We start from the raw sequence: 25,581 nt of genomic DNA, 5'->3' as shown, positions 1-25,581 counted from the left end.
TTTCCTTCAGGCGGCGGCGGCAAAGCTGGTGACGTCAACAATACGGTCGGCAATCAAATGGCGGATTTCGTCGTCATGGACAATGGCGACCATGGCGACGCCCTGGCGCTTCTTCTCGGCGACCAGATCGACCACGACGGCGCGATTGGCGGCATCGAGCGAAGCGGTCGGCTCGTCCAGCAGCAGGATCGGCAGCTCCGAGATGAAGCCGCGCGCGATGTTGACGCGCTGCTGCTCGCCGCCGGAGAAAGTCGCGGGCGGAAGCTGCCAGAGCCTTTCAGGGATATTGAGGCGGTGCAGCAGCTCACCGGCGCGGGCCTGTGCGTCGGCTCGGGCCGTGCCGTTCACGATCAGTGGCTCCGCGACGACGTCGATCGTGGCAACCCTCGGCACCGCCCGCAAAAACTGACTGACATACCCGATGGTGGAGCGGCGGATGTTGAGAACCTGCCGCGGCTCGGCGGTGGCGAGATCGACCACCGCGCCGCGGTGGCGGATGCCGATGCGGCCGGAGTCGCAACGGTAATTGCCAAAGATCATCTTCAGGATCGACGACTTTCCGGCCCCGGACGGGCCGGAAAGCACGACGCATTCACCCGAATCAACGTGGAAGGTCACGCCGCTGACGACAGGCAATTCGATGCCGCCCTGCAGGTGCATCGTAAAGGTCTTTTTCGCGGCGGCGATGTCGATCATGGCGGTCATCGGAAAACTCATCTTGGAAAACTCATGGCGGCAAAATCGAGGAGACGAGGAGCTGGGTATAGGGCTCGCGTGGGTCATCGAGCACCTGGTCGGTGAGACCGGTCTCGATGACACGGCCGCCCTTCATCACCATCACGCGATGCGACAGCAGCCGCGCCACAGCGAGATCGTGAGTGACGATGATGACGGCGAGGTGCAGCTCGGCGACGAGGCTGCGAACGAGGTCGAGCAGGCGAGCCTGGACAGACACGTCCAGACCGCCGGTCGGCTCGTCCATGAACACCAGCCGCGGCTCGGTGACGAGGTTGCGCGCGATCTGGAGGCGCTGGCGCATGCCGCCCGAATAGGTGCGCGGCGCATCGTCGATGCGCGCGATGTCGATCTCGACACGGGTGAGCCAGTCCGACGCGGTGTCGCGGATGCGGCCGTAGTGATTCCAGCCCACCGCCATCAGCCGTTCGCCGACATTGGCGCCGGCCGAGACCGCCATGCGCAGGCCCTGCGCGGGATCCTGGTGCACATAGCCCCAGTCGGTGCGGAACAGGAAGCGCCGCTCGGCCTCGCCCAGCGTCGTGAGATCGCGGGTGATGCCGTCGCGCATCCGGTACGATACCTGGCCGCCACTCGGCGCGAGCTGGCCCGACAGCATTTGCAGCAGTGTCGACTTGCCCGAGCCGGACTCGCCGACGATCGCCAGCACCTCGCCGGGATAGAGCGAGAACGACACGTCGCGGCACGCGGCGATGCGGCCGTAGGACTTGCTGAGCGTCTCCGCGACCAGCAGCGGCTGATCGTTCTCCAGCATCTCCTCAGCCATTTGATCCCTCCTGCGCCTTCTCCTTGTACGGCGCGGCGCTGAGGCTGCCGTGATGGCCGGCGGCCTGGCGGCCCTCGCAATAGTCGGTGTCCGAGCACACGAACATGCGCCCACCCTTGTCGTCGGTGACGATCTCGTCGAGGTACGAATTCTCCGCGCCGCACAGCGCGCAGGGCGCGTTGAAGCGGTACGGCTCGAACGGGTGATCCTCGAAATCGAGCGACACCACCTGCGTATAGGGTGGGATCGCATAGATCCGCTTCTCGCGGCCGGCGCCGAACAATTGCAGCGCCGGGCAATTGTCCATCTTGGGATTGTCGAATTTCGGCGTCGGCGACGGGTCCATCACGTAGCGCGCGTTCACCTTCACCGGATAGGCGTAGGCGGTGGCGATGTGGCCGAAGCGGGCGATGTCCTCGTAGAGTTTTACGTGCATCAGGCCGTATTCGGCGAGCGCATGCATGCGCCGGGTCTCGGTCTCGCGCGGTTCGAGGAAACGCAGCGGCTCCGGGATCGGCACCTGATAGACCAGCACCTGGTTTGCGTGCAACGACGTCTCCGGGATGCGGTGACGGGTTTGGATCACGGTCGCATCTTCTGTTGCCGTGGTCGTGGCGACGCCGGCGGTCTTGGCGAAGAATTTGCGGATCGAGATCGCGTTCGTGGTGTCGTCGGAGCCCTGGTCGATCACCTTCAGTACGTCCTGCGGCCCCAGGATCGCCGCGGTCACCTGCACGCCGCCGGTGCCCCAGCCATAGGGCATCGGCATTTCGCGGCTGGCGAACGGCACCTGATAACCGGGGATCGCGATCGCCTTCAGGATCGCGCGGCGGATCATCCGCTTGGTCTGCTCGTCGAGATAGGCGAAATTGTAGGCGGGCGCGTTCATTCCGCGGCCTCCTTCATGGCATCGGGCGCGTTGGCCTCGGCAAACTCCTTGCGCAGCTTGCGGAGCAGGCCGAGCTCGGACTGGAAGTCGACATAGTGCGGCAGCTTCAGATGCTCGACGAAGCCGGTCGCCTGGACGTTGTCCGAATGCGACATCACGAATTCTTCATCTTGCGCCGGGGCCACGGCTTCTTCGCCGAGCTCGCGGGCACGCAGCGCGCGGTCGACCAGCGCCATCGACATGGTCTTGCGCTCGCTCTGGCCGAAGGCGAGACCATAGCCGCGGGTGAAGCACGGCGCTTCCGTCGCCGAACCCTTGAACTGGTTGACCATCTGGCACTCGGTGAGCTCGATGGAGCCGAGTGGCACGGCGAAGCCGACGTCCTCCGCGAAAAACTCGACCTCGACCTCGCCGAAGCGGATCTCGCCGACGAAGGGATGGTTGCGGCCGTAGCCGCGCTGGGTGGAATAACCCATCGCCAGCAGAAACCCTTCGTCACCGCGCGCGAGGTTTTGCAGGCGCAGGTCGCGATCGGCCGGGAAGTTCAGCGGTTCGCGCGTGAGATCGCCGACGCTGGCGCCGTCTTCGGCTCGCGGCGAGGACTCGATCAGCCCGTCCCGGCCCAGGATGTCGGTCACACGCGGCGTGGGCGCCGTCGACGCTTCGGCCGTCGCCGGCACTTCAGGCACAAAGCCCTGGCCAAGCGATGGATCGAGCAGGCGGTGGGTGTAGTCGAAGGTCGGCCCGAGGATCTGGCCGCCGGGAATGTCCTTGAACGTCGCCGACACCCGCCGCTGCACGCGCATCGCGCCGGTCTCGACCGGCTCGCTGGTGCCGAAGCGCGGCAGGGTGGCGCGGAAGGCGCGGATCAGGAAGATCGCCTCGATCAGATCCCCGCGCGCCTGCTTGATGGCGAGCGCCGCGAGCTCACGGTCATAGAGCGAGCCTTCGCTCATGACGCGGTCCACGGCGAGGCCAAGCTGCTCCGAGATCTGATCCAGCGTGACTTCGGAAACGCTCTGGTCGCCACGCCGCGCATTGGCGAGCAGGCGATGGGCGTTCTCGATGGCGCGCTCGCCGCCTTTGACTGCGACATACATGCGACTAGCTTCCCTTGTTCACGACACGCGTGGTGCGCGGGATCGCAACCACGGCGTCATCGGCGACCAGCACCAAATCGATGCCGCGCGGAAACAACGCCTCGTTCATGCGCAGGCGCTCGAACAGATCGAAAGGCTTGATCGAGGCCTGAAGCGTCGCGACACCGTCGATGCCGGGGCCACGCAGTTCGAAACTGCGACCCGAGTCCAGGCTCTCGACCTGAAGGATCACGGTGGTCGAACGATCCGGATACTCGTTCGTGCCCAGCGCGAAGCGCTCGAGCGCCGGCAACGCCGCGCCGTCGCTGATCAGCGCGAAACTTGCGATCGAGGGATCCTGCACCACCGGCGCGCCGGTGTGGAACTTGAGCCATTTCACCACGTCCGATCTCTCCGCCATCCGCGCATCGAGCCAGAGCGGCGTGTCGTGATCGAACAGCGTCAGCGCGATCGCGGCGGTGCCGCGCATCGTTGGCCCGGGCACTCCCGCCATCGGTACGATGCGCTGGACCGAACCCGGCCGCGCCATCGCGTCCATGACGGAACGAAAGGTCGATTGCGCCGACAAGACCTTGTCGACGAAACCCGGCGGCAGTTCCGCAATCGTGGTCATGGCCTCACCCCTCACCGCGCACCATGGTGTAGAAATCAACCTTCGTCGCGGCGGTCTCGGCCGCCGCCTGCTTGCGCTGGATCATAAGCTGCTCGCGCAACGGCGCGATAACGTCACGCTCCACCGCCTCGCCGAAATCACTGGACTGCGCCAGCGCGTCGCACAGCGCGATCAGCCGCGCCTTCTCGCCGTCGCGCCCCAGCGTGTAGCCGAAGCCGACTTCGCCGCTCGCGAGCCGGACCGCCGCGCGCGACACCGTGGCTTCACCGAGATTGAATGGCGCGCCGTCGCCGCCGACCCGGCCGCGCAGCATGACGAGACCGTTTTCCGGCGCGCGCAGCTCCTGATGAGCCGGCAGGGCGAGAGCGCGGAGGCGAGCGGCGATCTCGCCCGCCTCCGCGTGCGCCAGCACGGCCATCGCGGCCTTGCGCTGGACTTGCTGGTTGTTGTGCTGGGTCACCAAATCCACCGAAACTCTCTGCAGAACTTGCCGAATCCAAGTTGTCTATGATAATAGACAACTTGATACGGACGCGCCATGACTGTTTCGTGACAAACGTGTGATTTCTGAAGTAGGCTTCTCGGCGACATGAGCATGCAGGACACAGCCTCTTCGGGCGTCGCGCTGTGGCGCCTCGTTGCCGACGGCATCGAGCGCGGTATCGCCGACGGCCGCTTTGCGGCCGGCGACAAGCTGCCGGGCGAGATGGAGATCGCCGAAACCTATCGCGTGAACCGCCACACCGTGCGGCGCGCCCTGGCCGCACTTGCCGAGCGGGGCCTCGTGCGCGCCGAACGCGGCAGCGGAACCTATGTCGAGGCGCAGCGCCTTGCTTATCCCTTGCGCTCGCGCACCCGCTTCTCCGAGATCGTCGGCGCCGATGGCCGCGAACCGCATGGCCGGTTGATCGAGGCGTCCGACGACGTCGCGACCCGCGAACTGGCGCGTGAACTGGGATTGAAGGCCGGCGCGCCGCTGGTGCGGATCGAGGCGATCCGCCTCGCCGACCGCACGCCGATCTGCGTCTCCACCACCTGGCTGTCAGCGGAATTGTTCCCGGGCGCGGGCAATGTGTTCGCCGCGACGCGATCGATGACGAAACTGCTCGAGCATTACGGCGTCCGCGACTACAGCCGCGGCGCGACCCGGATCACCGCCGGCATCGTGGACGCGACCGACGCCGCGCGGCTCGATCTGCCGCTGGGACGGCCGATCCTCGTGGTCGACGCGACCGACCACGATCTCGCCGGCAAGCCGCTGGTGACCAAGCACTCGCGCTTTGCAGCGGAGCGGGTGGAGTTTCTGGTGGAGAACGGGTGAGGCTGCTCTTCTTCACCCTCTCCCCTTGCGGGAGAGGGTGGCTCGCCGCGTAGCGGCGAGACGGGTGAGGGGTCTCTCTCCGCGCCCACGTCTCAGTATTTGAACTCGCCGAAGCACCCCCTCATCCGGCGCTTCGCGCCACCTTCTCCCGCAAGGGGGCTGTTGCGTAATTCGTCAATTGTGATTCCCTAGGGCAAAGCCTTGGAGGGTAGCGATGGCGGTCAAGCGGACGGGACAGCCGAGCTTTGTGGAAGCGCTGATGCCGAAGGGGGCCGGCGCCAATGCGGCGCTGGATCGGCTGGCTGGCCTGGTCAAGTGGTACCGGTTCGAGAAGCTGATCGGCCATTTGCGGGATGAAGGGAGCCCCGGTCGACCAGGCTATCCGGTGTTGGTGCTGTTTCGTGCTGTGCTGTTGCAGTCGCTGTATGGTCTTTCGGAGCGCGAACTCGAGGAAGCGCTGGGCGACCGGTTGTCGTTCAAGCGCTTCGTCGGTTTGAGCCTTGAGGATGCGACGCCCGACCACACGGTCCTGAACCGCTTCCGGAACCAGCTCGTTGAACAGGGCCTGCTGGAGAAGCTGTTTGGCGAATTGGATCGTCAGCTTGAGAATGCTGGCGTGATCCTCAAGCGCGGCACGATGCTGGATGCGACCTTGATCCAGGCAGTCTCGGCTCCGCCCAAGGAGGATCGCCCCTCAAACGACCCTGATGCCCGGTTTGCCAAACGGCAGGGCAAAAGCGGCTCGACCTTCGGTTACAAGGCCCATGTGGGTGTGGACGAAGGATCCGGCTTGATCCGCGCGGTGCTGACCACACCCGCTAACGTCAACGATACGACACCTGCGGACGCTTTGATCCGGGGCGATGAAGCTGCGGTGTGGGCCGATGCGGCTTACGACACCCATGCCCGACGGGCCCGGCTGAAGGCGGAGGGCAAGAAACCCCGCATCGCTCGTCGGCCCAACAGACATCATCCGGAACTGCCGCCCAGGCTCAAACGCTACAACCTCCTCATCGCGCGCCGCCGAGCCCAGGTCGAGACCACCTTCGCTACTCTCAAACGCCGCATGCGGCTGACCTGCATCCGCTACGTCGGTCTGATCAAGGCGACCGGGCAAGTCGTGCTCGCCGCGATCGCCTTCAACATGAGGCGGTGGGCCACAATCGCCGCGTGAGCCACCCTCCGAGGGCGACAACTACAGATCTTGGCAGGCAATTGCCGGGACCAAGGCCTTCGTTCCTGACGTCTTCAGCCTCAAGAGCTGATAACGCAACAGGCCCGCAAGGGGAGAAGGGAAGTGGAGTTCGTGGCTACGATTACGCGACCGCCCGCCTTCCAATAATCGCAAACCGCAATTTGCTCGAGATGAAATCGATCGCGGCGACCGCAACCAGAATCATCAGGATCAGGAACGACACCTTCTGCCATTCCAGCACGCGGATCTGCTCGGCGAGCTGGAGACCGATGCCGCCGGCGCCGACGATGCCGATGATGGTGGCCGAGCGCGTGTTGGATTCGATGAAATAGAGCACCTGGCCGGCGATCACGGGCAGCACCTGCGGCAGCAGGCCGAAGCGGATCTCGTGCAAAGCACTGCCGCCGGAGGCGCGCACGCCTTCGACCTGCTTCTGGTCGGCGCCCTCGATCGCCTCCGAAAACAATTTTCCGAACGCCCCGAAATCCGACACGGCGATGGCGAGCACGCCGGCGAACGGACCGAGCCCGACCACGTTGATCCACACCAGCGCCCAGATCAGCGTGTCGACGCCGCGGATCGAATCGAGGAGACGCCTGATAGGAAAGCGCAGGATCTGCGAGGGTATGACGTTGCGAGCGGCGAGCAAGCTGACCGGAAGCGCGAACACAGCCGCGAGCGTCGTGCCGAGTAGCGCGATCGACAGCGTCTCACCCAGCGCCTTCAGATAGACCGGGAGCGAAGAGCCGGGATCGGGCGGGATCATCATCAGGCTGATCCAGCCGAGCTGGCTCAGCCCTGCAAAGAATCGCGACGGCGAGAAGTCGAGATCGACGAGGCCGTAGACCAGGATCGCGAAGGCCGCGACGATCATCGCGGGCATCGCGAGCCGCGCCGAGGCCGGGCGGTCGAACACATCGGGATAGCGCGCGCGAAGCTCTCGCGTGTCGACCTCCTGCGGTCTCGTCACGTCCGTGCCTCCTTGCCGAACAGACGGCCGCGCAGCCAGCCCGTGGTGATGTCGATGATGAAGACGGTGATGATGATGGTGAGCAGGATGGCACTGACGTCGGAGTAATAGAACTTGCGGATGGCGACGACGAGTTCCTGTCCGATGCCGCCGGCACCGACGAAGCCCATGACCGAGGCCTCGCGGACATTGATCTCGAAACGCAGCAGCGCATAGCTGGCGTAGCCCGCGGACACCTGCGGCACCACGGCGAAGCGCATGCAGGAGAGCCAGCTCGCGCCGGTCGAGCGGATGCCTTCGACCGGCTTCATGTCCGCATTCTCGACGATCTCGGAGAACAGCTTGCCGAGCGCGCCGGTGGAGTGGATCGCGATCGCGAGCACGCCGGCCATCGGCCCGAGGCCGAACGCGATCACGAAAATCAGCGCGAAGACGATGCCCGGAACGGTGCGGGCGAATTCGAGCAGGCGGCGCACCACGAAGCGCAGCCAGCGCGACGGCGAGGTGTTCTCGGCCGCGAAGAAATTCAAGGCGAAGGCGAAGATCGCGCCAATCAGCGTGCCGACATAGGAGATCAGCAACGTCTCGCCCAGCATCTTCAGCCATTTGCGCCAGCCCCACAGCCACTCGCCGGCATCGGTCCAGACCCGCTGGCCGCTGTCGAGTGTGAGGATGCGGTCGAAATAGCTGATGAAATTGCCGAAGTAAGTGAAAAGCGTGCGCAAGTTCACTTCGGCGCCGATCGCGGCGAGAACCAGCGCGGCGGCGAAGATCACAACTCCCAACAGGAGGCGGAGCCGCTTGCGCGCGACCGCCCGGTCATAGGCCGCGTTCAACGCAGCCAGTTGCTGCTGGGGGAGGATCGAAACCGCGACGGTCATCTGGTCAGGACAAGTGGCCGGTCAAAGAGAAGGAGCCGGGCCCATCGACCCGGCTCCAGTGCTATCGTCCTGAAACTCAGGACGCCTTCTTCTTACGCAGTGCATCGACGAACTTGATCAGCTCGATCGTGCCATCCCAATCCTTGGTGGTGGCGGGATGAAAACCCTTCTTCTGGCCATCGGACAGACGGTCGAAAGCCGCCTTGTCCTTGGCCGGCGCGTCGAAGAACGCCTTGGCGATGGCGGCCTTGGCGTCTTCCGGCAGGTCGGAATTGTAAGCATAGGGGCCGTTGATGATCGGCGCCGACTTGTGGATGATGCGGAAATCGTCCTTCTTCATCGCCGAGCCGTCGGCGTTCTTCAGCATGTTCTTGGTCAGCATCTGCGCCAGCGTGGAATCGTCGTCGCTGGTCCACTGGTTGGCGGCGACGTCGACCGTGCCCTGCGACAGCGCCAGGATCGCGTTCTCGTGGCTGCCGGTGAAGACGACCTTGCTGAAATAGGTGTCGGCATCCGGGATGCCCATCTTGTCGAGCTCGAAGCGCGGCACATTGTTGCCGGAGGTCGAGTTCGGGTCGACCAGGCCGAGGTTCTTGCCCTTGAGGTCATCGACCTTCTTGTAGGCGCTGCTCGCCTTGACGAAGAACACCGAATAGTAGCCGGTCGAGCCATCGGCGTTGATGTCGTTGGCGAAGGCGTCGGTCTTGACGCCGGTCAGGCGGGCGCGCGCGAACGACGCCGAGCCGTAGCTGGCGATCTGGATGTTGCCGGCGCGCTGGCCTTCGATGACCGCGGCGTAGTCGTTGGCGATACGCAGCGTGACCTTCACGCCCAGTTCCTTGGAGAGATAGCTCACGAACGGCGCCCAGCGCTCGGTGACGCCGGAGGCGTTCTCGGCCGGGACGACCGCGAAAGTCAGTTCGGGATATTTGGCTTTCCAGTCGTCGGCGGAGGCCGAGGTCGTGAATGCGAGCGCGGCGGCGCCGGCAAGAATAAGTCTGCGAGTGATCATGATACCCTCTTCATCGGTTGGGGTCGGTTGACGCGAAATTATCAGCAGGACGTGACAGCGTTGTGCCGCTCAGGCCGCCGCGGCCGTTCCGAGCGCCGGCACGCCCTCGGGCGCCGGTGCAGATGCACCGCCCATGACGTCGGCGGCTTCGAGATCGTAGAGCTCACGCGCGACGCGGTCGGTGAGCTCGGACGGCACGCCATCGAACACCACGCGGCCCTGCGCCATGCCGATCAGGCGGTCGCAATAGGTGCGCGCCAGGTCGAGCGAATGCAGATTGCACAGCACGGTGATGCCGAAGTGTTTGTTGATGCGCAGCAGCGCATCCATCACGATCTTGGTGTTGCGCGGGTCGAGCGAGGCGATCGGCTCGTCGGCAAGGATGATGTCGGGCTGCTGCACCAGCGCGCGGGCGATCGCAACACGCTGCTGCTGGCCGCCGGAGAGCTGGTCGGCACGCTGGGCGGCGAGCGAGGCGATATCGAACTGTTCGAGCGCCGACATCGCCAGCGCCTTGTCGTGCTCGGGCCAGGTCTGCGTCAGCGAGCGCCAGGCCGGCATCGTGGCAAGACGCCCCATCAGCACGTTGGTCAGCACATCGAGCCGGCCGACCAGGTTGAACTGCTGGAAAATCATCGCTGAGCGCGCCCGCCACTGCCGCAATTCCTTGCCGCGCAACGCCGTGACGTCGAGGCCGTCGAAAAGGATGCGGCCCTGCGTCGGCGTCGCCAGGCGATTGATCATGCGCAGCATGGTCGACTTGCCGGCGCCGGAGCGCCCGATCACACCGACGAAGCCGCCGGGGGAGATTTGAAACGAAGCGTCGTCCACCGCGGCTTTTGCGCCAAAGCGGCACGTCAGACCTTCAACCACCAGCATAGAGGGCTCCAGAGTAGCTGGCTGCCACCGCTAACGCTGGCACTTGACACTTGTGTGACACGCGGATCGCGGTGCGGCGATCCTACACACCTCTTCCCCTGTCATCGTATCGTCATGACGTTGTCATCAGGCCGCTCGAAGAGGTATGCCCGCCCTCGACCTATCGGATGTAGCATGGCCGGCAAAAAGCTCTCTGTTCAACCGACCATCGACCCTTCGGCGAAGCTGCACGAGACCAGGCTCGGCACCTATACCGAAGTCGGCGCGCGCACGATCCTCACTGAAGTCACGATGGGCGATTACTCCTACGTCGTGAACGACGCCCAGATCACCTACACCACGATCGGAAAATTCTGCTCGATCGCGGCGATGACGCGCATCAATCCCGGCAATCATCCGATGCATCGCGCCACGCAGGCGCATTTCACCTATCGTTCCAGCGCCTACTTCGAGGGCGAGAGCGACGACGCCGAGTTCTTCGACTGGCGGCGCCAGCATCACGTCCATATCGGCCACGACGTCTGGATCGGCCATGGCGCGATCGTGCTGCCGGGCCGCAACATCGGCACCGGCGCGGTGATCGCGGCCGGCGCCATCGTCACCAAGGACGTGCCGGCCTACACCATCGTCGCCGGCAATCCGGCGCGCATCGTGCGGCGGCGGTTCTCGGAAGACGTCGCCGGACGGCTGGCGCGGCTCGCCTGGTGGGACTGGGATCACGACAAATTGCGTGAAGCACTGCCCGATTTCCGCAAGCTCGGGATTGAAGATTTCCTCTCGGCGTATGAAGCACGAGCAAGCTCCTTCCCCCGTTCTCCTGCCAGCAAACGAAGCGCGGTCGCGTGACAGACATCCTCCTTGAGGGCGGCCGGGCCCTGATCGGCTCCGAGCTCGTCGAAACTTCCATTCTGGTGTCGGGCGCGGACATTGCGCAGGTCGATGCCTCTCGCGTCCGTGCGCGGCTGGCGGTCGATGCGCGCAACCTGCTGGTGCTGCCCGGCATCGTCGATCTGCATGGCGATGCCTTCGAGCGACAGATGATGCCGCGCGCCGGCGTCGACTTCCCGATCGACGTCGCGCTCGCCGACAGTGACCGCCAGGCGATCAGCAACGGCATCACCACCGTCTTTCACGCCACGACCTGCTCGTGGGAGCCGGGCCTGCGCAGCGCCGGCAATGCGCGCGCCCTGATGGAGGCGATCGAACGGCAGCGCCCGCAATTCGCCGCCGACACCCGTTTCCACCTGCGGCATGAGACCTACAATCTCGACGCCGAGACAGAGATCGGCCAGTGGCTCGCCGAAGGCCGCGTCGACCTGTTCGCCTTCAACGACCACATGCACGGCACCGTTGCCGACATGGCCAAGCCTCGCAAGCGCAACCGCATGGTGGAGCGCACCGGCCTCTCGGGCGAGGAATTCGACCGGCTGGTCGAGCGTGTGCTTTCGCGCGCCAGTGAAGTGCAACCTTCCGTGTCGCGGCTCGCCGCAACTGCTCGCGCGGCCGAGGTGCGGATGCTCTCGCACGACGATGCGACGCCGGCGATGCGGCAGGAGTTTCGCGAGCTGGGCGCTGACATTGCGGAGTTTCCGATCAACGAGGAGACCGCGCGCGCGGCCGCGTCTGCGGGCGATGCCATCGTCTACGGTGCGCCGAATGTCGTGCGCGGCGGCAGCCATACCGGCTGGACCCGGGCTTCGGACATGATCGCGAAGGGCCTCTGCTCGGTGCTGGCGTCGGACTATTACTATCCCGCGCAACTGCTCGCGGCGTTCCGCCTCGCCGCCGACGGCGTGCTGCCGCTGACCGAGGCCTGGAGCCTGGTGTCCGCGGGACCGGCCCGCGCGACCGGCCTCGCCGATCGCGGCGTGCTCGCGGAAGGACGCCGCGCCGACATGCTGCTGGTCGACGACAGCGTGCCGCTGCGGCCGCGGCTGATCGCGGTGGTATCAGGCGGGAAGCTCGTGCATCTCACCGATGCGACGCGACTGCTCGCTGCGGCGGCGACGCCGCGCGAGGCTGTTGTTGCGGCCTGAACCGGTTATGCTCGGACAATGACAGATTTTCCCCGTTACGCGATCTACTTTGCCGCCGGCGCCGACAGCGCCGTCTCCCGCTTCGGCGCCGAGCTGCTTGGCTACGACGTCTATACCGGCGACGAGGTGCCGTTCCCTGCCGACGCATCGCGTGTTGCGCCGGACTGGCGCGACGTCACGGCCGATCCCCGCAAATACGGCTTCCACGGCACGCTGAAGGCGCCGATGGCGCTGGCGCCCGGCAGGACTGAAGCCGAGCTCGTCGCAGCCTGCGCGGCCTTTGCCGGCAAGGCGCGGCCGATGCCGTCGATCCGCCCGGTCGTCGACTCCATCAGCGGCTTCATCGCGGTGATTCCGACCGAGCCGGTGGGTGCGCTCCAGCAACTTGCCGCCGATTGCGTCCGCGAATTCGACGACTTCCGCGCGCCCATGACGGCGGAAGACCGCGCGCGGCGCAGGCCCGACAAGCTCACTGAGCGGCAGCGCGACTATCTCGACCGCTGGGGCTACCCGTACGTGATGGAAGAATTCCGCTTCCACATGACGCTGACGGGACGGCTGGATGCGGAGCGGCGCGGGCCGATCCTGGAGATGCTGCGCGCGAGATTTGCGGCGCTCGGTCTGGAGACGCTGGCGATCGACCGGATCGCGCTGTTCAAACAGGATGATACCAGGGCGCGCTTCCGCTTTGTCGGCGAGTGGGCGTTGGCGAGGTAGGCCTCAGCGCCAGCTCGCGAGATTGAAGGCGAGCGCCACGGCGCCAACCAGAATGAGGCTGGTCGCCCAGATTGCATCCAGATTGAACCAGCTTCGCGCGACGAACCTCAATCCCAGATAGCGGTAGACCAGCCACGCCAGACATCCGCCGGCACTGACCATGGCGACAACGTGCACCAGGGACACCAGCACCGCCATCCCGAGACTTGCCTTCATCAACGCGCCCGCCGCCTCATGGCCGGCATCGAGCTCGAACGCCCGGCAGAGCCCGAGATAGATCGGCACGAGCATCAAGGCCGCGCCGTGAGCAACGGCAACGGCGAATGACCAGAGCGCCAATTGCGTTGGTGGAATTCGTGCCAGCGTGCGCGGATGGCGCCGCTCGATCAGCCGATAGATGCCGAAGCCGATGACGAGAAGGCTCACGCCGAGCTGGATCGAACGCTGCCACTCGGCCAGCACGAGCAGGAACGCGAATGGCAGCAGCACGAGAAGTGTTGCCAGGAGATGCCCGGCCGCCAGAGCCCACAACGCACGGAACAGCGCGCGCGGGCTCTTGTCCATGAGCCCGGCCGAAACGGCGAGCGGCCACCCCATTCCCGGATTGACGCCGTGATAAAGACCGCTCGCGACAAGAGCGAGCCACAGCCAGCCGAGCGGCCAACTCCCGTGCTGCCAGCCTAGGCCGACGGGTAGCAAAAGGAGTCCGTCGAACAATCGCCGCCCTCCAGCCTGATCTGGTGCGCGCGATATCCGTCGGGGAAGCTCACGAAATAATCCTTGGCGAGCTCGAGGCCGCCGTCGCGACCGACATTGGCCATGACTTCCACGCCCGGAACTCCATCGGGATAGAATTGGTCATCCCAGGTGGAATACAGCGAATTGGTCCAGTACACGCGCTTGCCGTCGCGGCTGATCTCGACCATCTGCGGACCGGCCGCAAATGCCTTGCCGTTCGGATGGGGCGTGCGGCGCGCGATGCCGCCGATGTGAACCGAGCCGGCAAGCTTCGGCTTTCGCGGATCACTCACATCGTATTGGCGCATTTCACCCGTGCCCCAGCACGAGACATAGAGAAACCGGTCATCCATCGACAGGTCGATATCGGTGACCAGCGGCGGCACGGCGCCAAATACCTGCAGCAGCGGCGGGAGCTTCTCCTTTGGCGCGGGCTCGGGCGGAATCGTCGCCGTCTTCTCCGCATGGAATTTGCCGCCTTCGCGCCACCAGGTCCAGATCGATGCCTCGAGGTTGGTGGTGTCGACCACAACGCCAACGAAGCCGTATTCGCGAACCGGATCGTGCGCAGGCCGCACCTCCAGCGCCATCTGATGATTGGCGCCGAGGTCGATGGTCTGCACGTTGCGACGGGCGCGGAGATCCCAGAAGTGGAGACGATGGCCATATTTGTTCGCCAGCAGATCTTCCGCGACGATCCCGTTCTCGAACTGCGGCGGCAACGCCCATTCGCTCGTCACCATGTAGTCGCGCGGCAGGTTCCACCAGAAATCATAGTGCAGGGTCTGCGGACCGCGATCGATCTCCCACCGTCCGAGGACCTCGAACGTCTCGCAATCCATGATGAAGACGCCTGGAGGCCCGTTGGTGCCGTCCTTGCCGCCGCCGCCCAGCGTGCTCACATAGACGCCGTCCGGCCCGCAATGGATGGTATGCGGCCGCGAGTAGCCGGTCTTTTTGAAGATTTCCTCGGGCTCGATGATCTTGTGGATTTTGGCTTTGGTCGGATCGGGCTTGGTATCGATGATGTAGATCCGCGACGAGCGTATCCCGGGGATGATGAGGTAGCGCCGCTCGATGAAGGCATGTCCGACGAGCGGCGACAAGGCGGAGGAACAGGCGTTCCAGCCGAAGTGATGAAACTCATCGCCCTTGTTGGGCATCGTCACCGTGTGGACGATTTGGCTGTAGGTCGGCGATCCCGGCTTGACGTCGATGACCGCGAGAGCATCCGGTTTTGAGAAATCCGGACTGAGCAGCAGCGTGTAGGCAAAGTTCTCCGCCGGTGCTTCCATCGCCAGCTTGGGCGATGCGTGAAAGGTGGGATCCGGCCTCATCGTCATGGCACTGCCTCCCTGTTTCGTCGGCTCGCTCCAACCTGGCTCGGAATAGCGGCATAATGAAGAGCTGCTCAGCGACGTCTTGAGAAGCTCTGCGGACCTGGTCGGCGAGCGTACAAGGAGCATACAATATGTCATCGCCGGACCGCGGGAAACCGCCCGAACCGCGATGATTCGCCGCCTTCAGGCCAAACGGAAGCCGGCGGGATGAGAGGCTGGGGCGCGCGCCTCACATCACATTCGGTGTCGTCCCCGCGAACGCGGGGACCCGTAACCCCAGGGAGTAGTTATGGAGCGAGCCGGCAACTCCGAGTCTTCGCCAAACTTCTCCCTGTGATTATGAGACCCGGATCTGCGCGCACTTAGGGCGCGCTTGTCCGGGACGCCGGCGGAGGCTACTTGCCCCAGCGCAACGCCAGCGCATCCCGCTCCTTCGCCAGCTCCAGCAGCCCTGCCCGCGTCGCCGGGTGCAGCGGCTGCAGCGGATGCCGCACGGCGTCCGATTTGATCACGCCGCCGGCCTGCATCATGGCCTTGCAGGCGATCAGGCCGCATTGGCGGTTTTCGTAGTTGATCAATGGCAGCCAGCGCTCATAGGCGGCCTTTGCCTCCTCGCGCTTGCCGGCGAAATAGGGATCGATGATCTGGCGGATGCCGTCGGGATAGCCGCCGCCCGTCATCGCGCCGGTGGCGCCGGCGTCGAGATCGGCGAGCAGCGTGATGGCTTCCTCGCCGTCCCACGGGCCTTCGATATCCTTGCCGCCCGCCTCGATCAGGCTGCGCAGCTTTGCAGCCGCGCCCGGCACCTCGATCTTGAAATAGCGGATGTTGGCGAAGTCGCGCGCCAGCCGCGCGAGCAGCTCGACCGACAGCGGCGTTCCGGCGACAGGCGCGTCCTGGATCATGATGGGAATGTTGATCGCGCCCGAGAGCACCTTGAAGAATTCGACGATGCCCTTCTCGGGCACGCGGAAGGTCGCGCCGTGATAGGGCGGCATCACCATGACCATCGCGGCACCGGCGGCCTCCGCCTGCTGGCTGCGCGCGGCGCAGACGGCGGAGCTGAAATGCGTGGTGGTGACGATCACGGGAACCCGGCCCGCGACGTGCTCCAGCACCGCATGCATCACGGTTTCGCGCTCGGCATCGGTGAGCACGAACTGCTCGGAGAAATTGGCGAGGATGCAGAGACCATTCGAGCCCGCATCGATCATGAAATCGATGCAGCGGCGCTGGCCCTCGAGGTCGAGCTCGCCGCGCTCGTCGAAGATGGTGGGCGCGACCGGGAACACGCCGCGATAGGGGCGCTGGGCCTTGTGTGGGGTGACCGGCATCGAACTCTCCATCCTTGATACGTCTGTTGCTGCACTCCCGCAGCGGCACAGATGTACCCGCCGCGTGAAGCGGCGGCAATGCCGTTCGCGCGACGCCGGGATGGACGACGATCGAAGTTATGCGGTCTTCACGGCCCCCAAAAAGCCTTCGACCGCGACGCGAAGACGATCGGCATCGCCCGACATCTTCTTCACGGATTCGGACAGCACCGTGCCGGCGTTGCCGGTTTCCTGGTTGAGCCTGGCGACGCTGCCGATAGTGTCGGTGACCTCGCGGGTGCCCTGGGCGGCCTGCTGGAAGTTGCGCGAGATCTCGGTGGTGGCCGCGCGCTGCTCCTCGACCGCGGCTGCGATCGCCGTCATCTTCTCGTCGATGCCGCTGATGGCACCCCCGATCGAGCGGATGGCGGTCACGGCCTGGCCCGTCGCGCCCTGGATCTCCTCGACCTGGCGCGAGATTTCCTCGGTTGCAGTTGCGGTCTGCGCGGCGAGGCTCTTGACCTCGCCGGCGACCACGGCAAAGCCACGGCCGGCTTCGCCCGCACGCGCCGCTTCGATGGTCGCATTCAGCGCCAGGAGATTGGTCTGGCCGGCGATGGCGTTGATCATCTTCACGACCTCGCCGATGCGGCTCGCGGTCTGATCGAGGATCTCGACCGTCGCGTTGGTCCGCTCGGCCTGCGAGACGGCTTCGCGCGCCTCGCGGGCGCTCAACTGTACCTGTGCGGAGATCTCGCCGACGGATGCGGAGAGTTCCTCGGTCGCGGCCGCGATGGTCTCGAGATTGTTGGTGGCCTGCTCGGCTGCGGAGGACACTGCCGCGGTCTGGCTGGTCGATTCTGAAACCAGCGTGCGCACATCGGTCGCGGTGGCATCGAGCTCCCTCGCCGACGCAGCGACGCTGTGGATCACCGCCTGCACGGTGTCGTCGAAGCTGCGGCATGCGTCGTCCACGGTACCGGAGCGGGCGAGTTGCAACGCCTGCTGCGATTCGCGTTCCTGGCCCAGTCGCTCGGCGGTCGCCGCGCTCTCGCGCAGGCTCTCGAGCGCGGCAGCCATAGTGCCGAACTCGTCCGGATATTTCGACTGCGGCACCGGCGTCGCGTAATCGCGGGCGCCGATTCGCGCGATGGCGTCGAGGATGGCGCGGACCGGGCGCATCAGGCGATTGCGCACCACGTAGACGCCGGCGAGGGTCACGCCGAGCGCGAGCAGAAACGCGAGCGACTGCACGATGAGGTTGGTGAGCGCCTTGGTCTGCACGGCCTCGGCACGCGCGATCGACTGATCCAGCGCCTTGGTCGCGACCCCGACAATGAGCGGGAACGGCGACTGGCAGAGCGCATTCCACTCCGAAGCGGGCATCGCAGGCTTGCCGCTGCCGTCGAAATTCTTGGTGAGATCGCCGATCTGCTTCAGGACGCCATCGGTCTTGGCCTTCGCGTCCGACGCTGCCGTCACCAGCTCCGCCGTCACGTCGGGCGCAGCCAGCAACTCGGCCATGCCCGCCCAGCCGGAGGCGATCGTGCCGTCCCATTGCGCCACCGACCGCTTCTGGGCGTCGTCGAGCGGCTTGCTGCTGTTGACGTTCGAGCGAAGCGACGAGCAATGGATTCCATAGCGGTCGCGCACCTGCCAGGCGAAGCGGCGGACCTGGATCATGCGCGCGATGTAGGGATCGTTCATCCAGGCGCGGTTCGACACCGCGGTGGAGGCGAGGTTCGCCGTGTCGATGACCTTGGTGACGGCGTCGTACCAGGAATTGGTCCGCTCCATCTTGCGCTCGGCGCGCGGAAGCCTGGCCTCGTCGTAGAACAGCTGGAATTGCGGCGCGGCTTCGTTCCAGCGCTGCTTCAGCGTGCCGGCGAGCTCGTCGCGGCGTGCGAAATCGACGGTCGAGAGCGCGGCGCTGATCCCTTCATAGCCGCCCTGCTCGGCCTTCTCGGCTTCAGCGAGTTTTGCCTTGGGATCGTCCTCGCCAAGGATGGCGCTCTGGGCATCGCCACGATTGTTGCGCAACGCGAGCACGCCATGGAAGATCGCCTTGTCGGCAGCGGCGAGCCGCGCCGTCTCGAGACTGTCGCTGTAGCGACCGAACGCTCCGAACATCTGGATCGCCGTAGAGGCCAGCGCACCGGCGGCCAGCAGGGCCATCAAGGTCAGGAGAAGCGAGCTTACCGATTTCTTAAACATTGCCATGAGTCAGGGGGCCTGCATTGTACTGCCGGCCACCCTGCATCGCGACATGCCAAGGATCGGTTAAGGTTTTAATCGAATTGCCGGGAGTGCCCGGTCTGTAGGCGCTTTAAGACTAGCGAAATCAGGCAACCTTGGTGAAATCAGGCGGCCGGCGCTCCGCGAAGGCGGTGAAGGCCTCGCGCGCCTCGGCGGTGCGCAGACGCTGTCCGAACTGCTCGCCCTCGGCATTCATCTGCGCGACCAGAGCCTCGCCATTGCGCATCAGCTTCTTGGTGGCCGTGAGCGCGCCGGCCGGCTGGCGGGCAAGACGCTGGGCGAGCGCGAGCGCCTCGGCATCGAGCTTGTCGAGCGGCACCACGCGGTTGGCAAGGCCCCATTCCAGCGCCGACCTGGCCGCTACGGTCTCGCCCAGCGCGAACATCTCGTAGGCGCGGGCGTAGCCGATGCGTGCCGGCATCAGCAGGCTGGAGGCTGCCTCCGGCACCAGCGCTAGGCCGACGAAGGGCGTCGACAATTGTGCGTTGTCGGCGAGCACGACGAGGTCGCAATGCAGCAGCATCGTGGTGCCGACGCCGACGGCGCGGCCCTGCACGGCCGCGACCAGCGGCCGGGTGCAGCGCGCCAGCGACTGGATGAAGCGCACGACGTTGCGGCTGCCTTCCGACTTGCCGGCTGCGACGGCGGCGAACTCGCCGACATCGTTGCCGGCGGTGAACATGTCACCCTCGCCGCGGATCAGGATCACGCGGGCGGACGGATCGAACTCGGCGGATTCGATCGTGTCGGCGAGCTTGCCGTACATCGCATCCGTCAGCGCGTTCTTCTTGTCGGGGCGCGCCAGCGTGAGGGTGAGAATTCCGTTGTTGTTCTCGATCCGGACGTGCTCGGTCATGGGTCTCTCCTTTATTCGTCTGAAGGTCTTGGAAACTTGTCCTGAATGCTGGACAGCCAGCGCGCGACGATGTCGATCTCCGTGCTGGTAAATCCGTCCGTCAACGCGGCGTTGATCTGCGCCGCGTCGGTCTTCGCCTGCGCCAGCACGGTGCGCCCCTTCGGCGTCAGCCATACGCGCCAGGCCCGACCATCCTCGCGATCGGCCCGCCGCTCGACCAGCCTCGCCGCAGCACTGCGATCGACGAGGCCTGAGATGCCGGCCGGCCCCATGTCGAGCGCCGCGCCCGCCTCGCCCATCAGCACGCCGTCCTGCTTGCCGAGGATGAACAACAGCCCCGCCTGCGCCGGCGTGACCTCGTTCTGCGGCTGCGCCGCCATCCAGCGCTGCAAGCGGCGCTGTGCGACGTTCAGGAGGTAAATAAGCCGATGATGCCTCGCTGCGGCCCCTTTATTTCGCATGCGAAGTAGATAGTCGACCCGAACCGGATTGTCAAAGGGCGACCGCTACGCGGCGCGGCAGCCGTCGAGGAACAGGGCCGCGCAGGTCTGCACGCGGCGCTCGATCTGCTTGCGTGACGGCAGCGGCATGCCGCCATAGATCGCCGCGCGCTGCGGCGCCGACGCGACCATGCCGATCAGCATGCCGGCAACTTCCTCCGCATCATCGATGGCGATGCGCTTGCGCTTGACCTGGACCCGCAGCCAGTCCGCGAGCGTCCTGACCGTGCGGGAAATGCCGTTGTTGTAGAAGTTGGCGGCGAGCTCGGGGAACGCTGCGGATTCCTGCAGCACCATGCGCTGCAGCGCCACGACCTCCGGATCGAGCGCGAGATCGGCGCAGGCCAGCAGCGCGGCACGCAGGCCCGTCTCGATATCGACCTCGTCGCTTCCTTGCAGGTCGACGGCGGAGAGCAGCTGCTCGAGCCTGTCCGCGCACATCGCCTCGAACAGCGCGGCCTTGCCCGGAAACAGGCGATAGAGCGTCTTGGTCGAGATGCCGGCGCGGCGTGCCAGCTCTTCGGTGCTGGTCGCGGCGTAGCCGTCGACGGCAAAGGCGTGGCGCGCGGCGTCGAAGACGATCCGCCTCGTCTCCTCGTCGCTGCGCAGTTGCGGCCGCCCGCGCGGACGGCATTCACCTGAAGGTTTTGTCTGAGCCATGCTTTTAAATGACGACTGTCATTCCATTGACAATTCCAAAGCTAGTCTCATTTTGGAAATCGTCAAGTTTCCTAATTCAGGGGAGCCGGCCATGTCCGTCCACACCACCCCATCTGCTGCGACCCAAACCGCTATTCCAGCAACCGTGCCGGAGGGCGTGCTGCCCACCGCACTGACCGGCGTCCGCCGGCAAAAGCTCAATCTCCGCAAGCTGTTGCTGATGGGTGCGGCGGTCGTCGCGCTGGCCGGCGCGGGCTGGTATGGCTACGATTACTGGACCGTCGGCCGCTTCCTCGTCTCCACCGATGACGCCTATGTGAAGGCCGACAACACCACCATCGCGCCGAAGGTCAGCGGCTACCTCGACCGCGTCCTGGTCGGCGATAACGAGCATGTGAAGGCCGGCCAGGTGCTCGCCAGGATCGACGATCGCGACTTCCGCGTCGCGCTCGACCAGGCCAAGGCCGATGTCGCCGCCGCGAATGCGACGGTGACGAGCAAGCAAGCGCAGCTCGAGGTCCAGCAAGCGGTGATCGCGGCCGCCAAGGCGACCATCGACGTCGACACTGCTGCAAAGACCTTCGCGGAGCAGGAGAACAAGCGCTACACCGACCTCGCCAAGACCGGCTATGGCAGCGTGCAGAATGCACAGCAGGCCCAGGCGCGCGATGCCGGCGCCGATGCCGCGATCCAGCGCGACACCGCCAATCTCGCCTCGGCTCTGAAACAGGTCGAGCTGCTGAAGGCCGAGATCGTGCAAGCCAGTGCCGCGGCCGCCCGCGCGACCGCGCTTCAACATCAGGCCGAGCTCAATCTCAGCTACACCACGATCGTCTCTCCGATCGACGGTGTCGTCGGCAACCGCACCTTGCGCATCGGCCAATATGTGCAAGCGGGAACGCAGCTGATGTCGATCGTGCCGGCCGAGGGCGCCTATGTGGTCGCCAATTTCAAGGAGACCCAGCTCACCCATGTCCGCGCGGGACAGCAAGTCGAGATCGAGGTCGACACCTTCCCGGGCCAGGTCGTGCACGGCCATGTCGATTCCATCGCACCCGCCAGCGGCCAGGAGTTCGCCTTGCTGCCGCCGGACAACGCCACCGGCAATTTCACCAAGGTCGTGCAGCGCATCCCCGTGAAGATCGCGCTGGATGCCGAGACGCACTCTGCGATCGAGCTGCGGCCCGGCATGTCCGTGATCCCGACGATCGCAACCCGTTCAACGCCGACCGCGCAAGCGGCAACGACGCCCAAAGCGAAGCTTGTTTCCGGAGGGTCGTGCCATGTCAAACAGCCTCACAATCTCGACGCCAGCACCCGCAAGACCGACCGCGACGCCTGATCGCGCCGCCAGCGATCCCAATCGCGCGAGCGCTACGGTCTGGATCGCCGTCTTCGCGGCGATGATCGGCGCCTTCATGGCGATCCTGAACATCCAGATCACCAACGCCTCGCTGCTCAACATCGAGGGCGGCATCGGCACCGGCGCCGACAACGGCTCCTGGATCTCGACGTCCTACCTGATCGGCGAGATCATCGTGATCCCGCTGACCGACTATCTGTCGCGGGTGTTCTCGTTCCGTAACATCATGCTGAGCTTCGCGACGCTGTTCGCCGCGTTCTCGGTCGCCTGTGCCTTCACCCACGATTTGCCCTCGATGATCGCGATGCGCGGATTTCAGGGCTTCTTCGGTGGCGTGCTGATTCCGATGGCCTTCACGCTGGTCTTCACCAAGCTGCCGAAGGGCCAGCAGCCGATCGGCCTTGCCATGTTCTCACTCGCCGTGACGTTTGCGCCGGCGATCGGGCCGACAATCGGCGGCTATCTCACCGAGAATTACGGCTGGCAGACCATCTTCTTCGTCAACGTGCTGCCGACCGCCGTCATGGTGACGATCCTGTTCTTCACCCTGGAGCGCCAGCCGATGAATCTGGGGCTGTTGCGCGAGGGCGACTGGTTCGGCATCGCGACCATGGCGGTTGGCCTGGCCTCACTTCAGGCCGTGCTCGAGGAGGGCAACAAGGACGACTGGTTCGGCTCGCCCTTCATCGTCCGCCTTGCGATCATCGCCGCCGTCAGCCTGTCGCTGTTCATCTATAACGAGCTCGTGGTGGAGAAGCCGCTGCTCCGCCTGCGCCTCCTGACGCAGTGGAATTTCGGGGTCGGCACGATCGCTGCCGTGTTCCTTGGATTTGCGCTGTTCGGCTCCGTCTATCTGCTGCCGGCCTATCTCGGGCAGGTGCAGGGCTATAATGCCGAGCAGATCGGCAACGTGCTGGCCTGGACCGGCCTGCCGCAGCTCCTTCTGATTCCGTTGGTGCCGAAGCTGATGCAGCGCTTCGACGCGCGCTACATCGCGGCCGTCGGCCTGCTGCTGTTCGCCGCGAGTTCCTTCCTGAATATCGAGATGTCGCTCGACTATTCGGGCGACCAGTTCTTCATCCCCAACGTCGTGCGCGCCGTGGGCCAGGCCTTGACGCTGGCGCCGCTGTCGGCGCTCAGCCTCGGCAGTGTCGCGCCGCAGGACGCGCCGGCCGCCTCCGGCATCTCCAACATGATGCGCAATCTCGGCGGCGCCATCGGCACCGCGGTGCTTGCGACCATCGTCACCAAGCGCGAGCAGTTCCACTCCAACATCATCGGCCATTCCGTCACGCTCGGCCGCGAGGAGGTCCGTGCCCGCATCGCGCAGACGACCAATTACTTCATCGCGCACGGCGTGCCCGACCCCAACGCCGCGCGCGAGCAGGCCATCATCGCACTCGGCAAGACGGTGAAACGCCAGGCGCTGGTGATGGGCTATTCCGACACCTTCGCGGTGATCGGCGTGGTGCTCGTGCTCGCCGCGATCGCGGTGCTGCTGACGCGGCGGGTGAAGGCGGCCGCCGGCGGAGGCGGTGCGCATTAAGGCCTCGCCGTCAATTGGAATTTGTCGCGGCCGTCACGCTTGACGGTCGCTTCCTTTTATGTTCCTTATTTGTTCTATTCTAGTACTGGTTGCAGCGGAGTCATTTGCAAATGAGCAATATGCGCGGCGAGCATGAACCGGCCCAGCTCGTGATTCACAATGACGACGACACGCCGGACGAGTTCGTCATCGGCTTGCTCCGCCAAGTTTTCGGCAAGACGGAGCGCGAGGCGATCGCTCTGATCACTCAGATCGAGCTGAAGGAAAAGGCCGTCTGCGGACCCTACCCGCAATCCGTCGCGGAAGCGCTTTTCAAGTCGGCCAAGCAATATGTCTGGCTCGGCCAGCATCCTCTGAAGATCACGCTTGAAGAGATCAAGACTCCGTGTGAGCTCTGCGGCAAGCCCGAGGGACAGACCGATGTTCGCATCGGCAGCCGCACGGTCTGGCTGTGCAGCGACTGCATTCGCCCGGCAGACACCGTGAGCACGCCGGTCGAACCGGACAAGGAGTTCGAATTCGCCTGCGACGTACTGGACTGGCACTTTGCCAACGTCCCGCGAAGCAAGCTTGTGACCACGATCCGGCAGTTTCCCGGCCACATGCGCGTCGACGTCCAGGCGGCCATCGACCGATTGTTCAGCGATGGTATCCGGCTGCTCGGGCTCAATGAGGAGCAGCGCTACGAGACCCTGTCGATATCGCGGCTGCTGCGCGAAGGCCGCTATGCAACCGCAATTGCCCCGCTGCAATATTCCGATGTCGACGTCGGCGAGAACAGCCCAGTCAAGTGCCTGGATAACGGACTGTGGCTGTGCGAGCACGATAATCTTCGCTATGCGGTTTTGCTCTGCGCGCACCGCGAGTACAGCCGCGAGCCGGGAATTCGGATCGAAATCCTGGTACCGTCAGGCACCGCGGGCGCGGTGCTCGTCCGGCAGCGCTTCGGCGAACTGGAAGAGGCCGTGCAAACCGCGCGGACCTATCGCGGCAAGATACTGTCGCTCGATGCCGACTCCGACTATCGCGGGCGCTCGCGCGGCATCACCGTGCATCGATTGCCGCTTGTCGCTCGTAGTGAAGTGATCCTGCCGGAGCAGACCTTGCGGCTGCTCGACCGCAATGTGCTGACCTTCGTCAATACCCGCGATCAATTGCGCCGGCTTGGCCAGTCGACGCGCAAAGGCATTTTGCTGTACGGACCGCCCGGCACCGGGAAGACCCATACAATCCGCTATCTCGCGACGCATTTGCCCGGGCATACGACACTGATCATCACCGCCGAGCAAATCGGCCTTCTCGGCGCCTATATGAGCTTGGCGCGGCTGCTCCAACCGTCGATGGTCGTCATCGAGGACGTCGATCTCATCGCTCGCGACCGCGACGACATGGGGCCGTGCGAAGAATCCATGCTGAACAAGCTGCTCAACGAGATGGATGGACTGAAGGAGGACGCGGACATTCTGTTCGTCCTGACCACCAACCGGCCGGAGGACCTCGAAGGAGCGCTTGCGGGTCGGCCAGGCCGCATCGATCAGGCGATCGAAGTGCCGCTTCCCGACGAAACCGGCCGCGGCAAGCTGGTCCGGCTCTACGGCAAGGGGTTGCCGATCGAGGACGCGGTCATCGCCGAAGCCGCCCGCCGCAGCGAGGGCACGAGTTGCGCCTTCATCAAGGAATTGATGCGACGACTGGCGCAGGCCAGTCTCGCACGCGACGGAGGCAATTCCGTCGTGTCAGCCGACATCGACGAAGCGCTCGACGACATGCTGTTCTCCGGCGGCCGGCTCAATGCACAGTTGCTCGGTGGTGCACAGGCGATGGCAGCTGAGTGAGCGGTGCGTGTCTCCCTCGCGCCGCTTGCGGGAGGAGGT

The 25,581-nt window shown here is 65.2% G+C and carries 25 protein-coding genes; 8 read left to right on the top strand and 17 right to left on the bottom strand.

Translation table 11 applies throughout. The features are described from left to right. Nucleotides 1–6: 6 nt before the first annotated feature. The 6 genes from phnL to phnG are packed head-to-tail and all read right to left on the bottom strand — an operon-like array spanning nucleotide 7 to nucleotide 4,593. The gene (gene phnL / locus BJ6T_RS06280; RefSeq protein WP_014491460.1) at nucleotides 7–705 is read right to left on the bottom strand and encodes a phosphonate C-P lyase system protein PhnL; all 699 of its coding nucleotides are present in this window, start codon (nucleotides 703–705) and stop codon (nucleotides 7–9) included. 22 nt (nucleotides 706–727) lie between these two features. Further along, a complete protein-coding gene (phnK, locus tag BJ6T_RS06275) occupies nucleotides 728–1,522 on the bottom strand; it encodes a phosphonate C-P lyase system protein PhnK (RefSeq protein ID WP_014491459.1) in 795 nt (264 codons plus the stop codon). Then, entirely contained in the window at nucleotides 1,515–2,411 is an 897-nt protein-coding gene (locus BJ6T_RS06270) for an alpha-D-ribose 1-methylphosphonate 5-phosphate C-P-lyase PhnJ (RefSeq protein WP_014491458.1), read from the bottom strand. The genes phnK and BJ6T_RS06270 overlap by 8 nt, the downstream gene beginning before the upstream one ends. After that, entirely contained in the window at nucleotides 2,408–3,511 is a 1,104-nt protein-coding gene (locus BJ6T_RS06265; protein ID WP_014491457.1) for a carbon-phosphorus lyase complex subunit, read from the bottom strand. Before BJ6T_RS06265 ends, BJ6T_RS06270 begins: the two co-directional genes overlap by 4 nt. A gap of 4 nt (nucleotides 3,512–3,515) precedes the next feature. Further along, entirely contained in the window at nucleotides 3,516–4,124 is a 609-nt protein-coding gene (gene phnH / locus BJ6T_RS06260; protein ID WP_014491456.1) for a phosphonate C-P lyase system protein PhnH, read from the bottom strand. A 4-nt stretch (nucleotides 4,125–4,128) separates the two neighbouring features. Continuing rightward, on the bottom strand, nucleotides 4,129–4,593 hold the full coding sequence (gene phnG, locus BJ6T_RS06255; protein ID WP_014491455.1) for a phosphonate C-P lyase system protein PhnG: 465 nt from the start codon (nucleotides 4,591–4,593) through the stop codon (nucleotides 4,129–4,131). 120 nt (nucleotides 4,594–4,713) lie between these two features. Here phnG and phnF point away from each other — a divergent pair, with 120 nt between their 5' ends. Together phnF and BJ6T_RS06245 are read left to right on the top strand one after the other, a co-directional pair. After that, the gene (gene phnF, locus BJ6T_RS06250; protein WP_014491454.1) at nucleotides 4,714–5,445 is read left to right on the top strand and encodes a phosphonate metabolism transcriptional regulator PhnF; all 732 of its coding nucleotides are present in this window, start codon (nucleotides 4,714–4,716) and stop codon (nucleotides 5,443–5,445) included. 214 nt (nucleotides 5,446–5,659) lie between these two features. Continuing rightward, nucleotides 5,660–6,619, top strand: a complete 960-nt coding sequence (locus tag BJ6T_RS06245) for an IS5 family transposase (RefSeq protein ID WP_014491453.1) — start codon at nucleotides 5,660–5,662, stop codon at nucleotides 6,617–6,619. Between the two features lie 142 nt (nucleotides 6,620–6,761). On the opposite strand, the gene phnE (BJ6T_RS06240) is transcribed toward BJ6T_RS06245, so the two are convergent. From phnE (BJ6T_RS06240) to phnC, 4 genes are all read right to left on the bottom strand, one after another. Further along, nucleotides 6,762–7,610, bottom strand: a complete 849-nt coding sequence (gene phnE / locus BJ6T_RS06240; RefSeq protein WP_014491452.1) for a phosphonate ABC transporter, permease protein PhnE — start codon at nucleotides 7,608–7,610, stop codon at nucleotides 6,762–6,764. Further along, nucleotides 7,607–8,491, bottom strand: coding sequence for a phosphonate ABC transporter, permease protein PhnE (gene phnE, locus BJ6T_RS06235; protein ID WP_014491451.1), 885 nt, complete (start codon nucleotides 8,489–8,491; stop codon nucleotides 7,607–7,609). Before phnE (BJ6T_RS06235) ends, phnE (BJ6T_RS06240) begins: the two co-directional genes overlap by 4 nt. 76 nt (nucleotides 8,492–8,567) lie before the next feature. Beyond that, the gene (gene phnD, locus BJ6T_RS06230) at nucleotides 8,568–9,503 is read right to left on the bottom strand and encodes a phosphonate ABC transporter substrate-binding protein (RefSeq protein ID WP_014491450.1); all 936 of its coding nucleotides are present in this window, start codon (nucleotides 9,501–9,503) and stop codon (nucleotides 8,568–8,570) included. 69 nt (nucleotides 9,504–9,572) lie between these two features. Further along, nucleotides 9,573–10,382, bottom strand: coding sequence for a phosphonate ABC transporter ATP-binding protein (phnC, locus tag BJ6T_RS06225; RefSeq protein ID WP_014491449.1), 810 nt, complete (start codon nucleotides 10,380–10,382; stop codon nucleotides 9,573–9,575). A 174-nt stretch (nucleotides 10,383–10,556) separates the two neighbouring features. On the opposite strand from phnC, the gene BJ6T_RS06220 reads away from it, so the two are divergent. From BJ6T_RS06220 to BJ6T_RS06210, 3 genes are read left to right on the top strand one after another with little or no spacing between them, the layout of a single operon-like run. Beyond that, on the top strand, nucleotides 10,557–11,228 hold the full coding sequence (locus BJ6T_RS06220) for an LbetaH domain-containing protein (RefSeq protein WP_014491448.1): 672 nt from the start codon (nucleotides 10,557–10,559) through the stop codon (nucleotides 11,226–11,228). Continuing rightward, nucleotides 11,225–12,418, top strand: coding sequence for an alpha-D-ribose 1-methylphosphonate 5-triphosphate diphosphatase (locus BJ6T_RS06215; RefSeq protein WP_014491447.1), 1,194 nt, complete (start codon nucleotides 11,225–11,227; stop codon nucleotides 12,416–12,418). The genes BJ6T_RS06220 and BJ6T_RS06215 overlap by 4 nt, the downstream gene beginning before the upstream one ends. Before the next feature lie 18 nt (nucleotides 12,419–12,436). Further along, nucleotides 12,437–13,135, top strand: coding sequence for a DUF1045 domain-containing protein (locus tag BJ6T_RS06210; protein ID WP_014491446.1), 699 nt, complete (start codon nucleotides 12,437–12,439; stop codon nucleotides 13,133–13,135). Between the two features lie 3 nt (nucleotides 13,136–13,138). Here BJ6T_RS06210 and BJ6T_RS06205 read toward each other — a convergent pair whose 3' ends face one another. From BJ6T_RS06205 to BJ6T_RS06175, 7 genes are all read right to left on the bottom strand, one after another. Then, nucleotides 13,139–13,732, bottom strand: coding sequence for a hypothetical protein (locus tag BJ6T_RS06205; RefSeq protein ID WP_141379291.1), 594 nt, complete (start codon nucleotides 13,730–13,732; stop codon nucleotides 13,139–13,141). A gap of 83 nt (nucleotides 13,733–13,815) precedes the next feature. Continuing rightward, nucleotides 13,816–15,216 (bottom strand): selenium-binding protein SBP56-related protein, encoded by a 1,401-nt coding sequence (locus BJ6T_RS06200; RefSeq protein WP_014491444.1) that lies wholly within the window; start codon nucleotides 15,214–15,216, stop codon nucleotides 13,816–13,818. Between the two features lie 392 nt (nucleotides 15,217–15,608). Beyond that, on the bottom strand, nucleotides 15,609–16,547 hold the full coding sequence (locus BJ6T_RS06195) for a dihydrodipicolinate synthase family protein (RefSeq protein WP_014491443.1): 939 nt from the start codon (nucleotides 16,545–16,547) through the stop codon (nucleotides 15,609–15,611). Nucleotides 16,548–16,664: 117 nt separating this feature from the next. Beyond that, nucleotides 16,665–18,746, bottom strand: coding sequence for a methyl-accepting chemotaxis protein (locus tag BJ6T_RS06190; RefSeq protein WP_014491442.1), 2,082 nt, complete (start codon nucleotides 18,744–18,746; stop codon nucleotides 16,665–16,667). Between the two features lie 121 nt (nucleotides 18,747–18,867). Continuing rightward, nucleotides 18,868–19,638: an enoyl-CoA hydratase gene (locus BJ6T_RS06185; RefSeq protein ID WP_014491441.1), complete on the bottom strand. Its 771-nt coding sequence runs from the start codon at nucleotides 19,636–19,638 to the stop codon at nucleotides 18,868–18,870. Between the two features lie 11 nt (nucleotides 19,639–19,649). Next, nucleotides 19,650–20,099: a MarR family winged helix-turn-helix transcriptional regulator gene (locus BJ6T_RS06180; protein ID WP_028170367.1), complete on the bottom strand. Its 450-nt coding sequence runs from the start codon at nucleotides 20,097–20,099 to the stop codon at nucleotides 19,650–19,652. Nucleotides 20,100–20,144: 45 nt separating this feature from the next. After that, nucleotides 20,145–20,798, bottom strand: a complete 654-nt coding sequence (locus tag BJ6T_RS06175) for a TetR/AcrR family transcriptional regulator (RefSeq protein WP_014491439.1) — start codon at nucleotides 20,796–20,798, stop codon at nucleotides 20,145–20,147. 91 nt (nucleotides 20,799–20,889) lie between these two features. Here BJ6T_RS06175 and BJ6T_RS06170 point away from each other — a divergent pair, with 91 nt between their 5' ends. The 3 genes from BJ6T_RS06170 (at nucleotide 20,890) to BJ6T_RS06160 (ending at nucleotide 25,542) form a co-directional block, all read left to right on the top strand. After that, complete coding sequence (locus tag BJ6T_RS06170) at nucleotides 20,890–22,140, top strand: HlyD family secretion protein (RefSeq protein WP_014491438.1); 1,251 nt, start codon at nucleotides 20,890–20,892, stop codon at nucleotides 22,138–22,140. After that, a complete protein-coding gene (locus BJ6T_RS06165) occupies nucleotides 22,082–23,707 on the top strand; it encodes an MDR family MFS transporter (protein ID WP_028170369.1) in 1,626 nt (541 codons plus the stop codon). Before BJ6T_RS06170 ends, BJ6T_RS06165 begins: the two co-directional genes overlap by 59 nt. A gap of 110 nt (nucleotides 23,708–23,817) precedes the next feature. Then, the gene (locus tag BJ6T_RS06160) at nucleotides 23,818–25,542 is read left to right on the top strand and encodes an ATP-dependent Clp protease adaptor ClpS (RefSeq protein ID WP_028170370.1); all 1,725 of its coding nucleotides are present in this window, start codon (nucleotides 23,818–23,820) and stop codon (nucleotides 25,540–25,542) included. Nucleotides 25,543–25,581 lie beyond the last annotated feature (39 nt).

Source organism: Bradyrhizobium japonicum USDA 6 (assembly GCF_000284375.1).
GTDB classification, from domain to species: Bacteria; Pseudomonadota; Alphaproteobacteria; order Rhizobiales; family Xanthobacteraceae; genus Bradyrhizobium; species Bradyrhizobium japonicum.
This window is presented reverse-complemented; position numbering and strand designations above follow the sequence as displayed.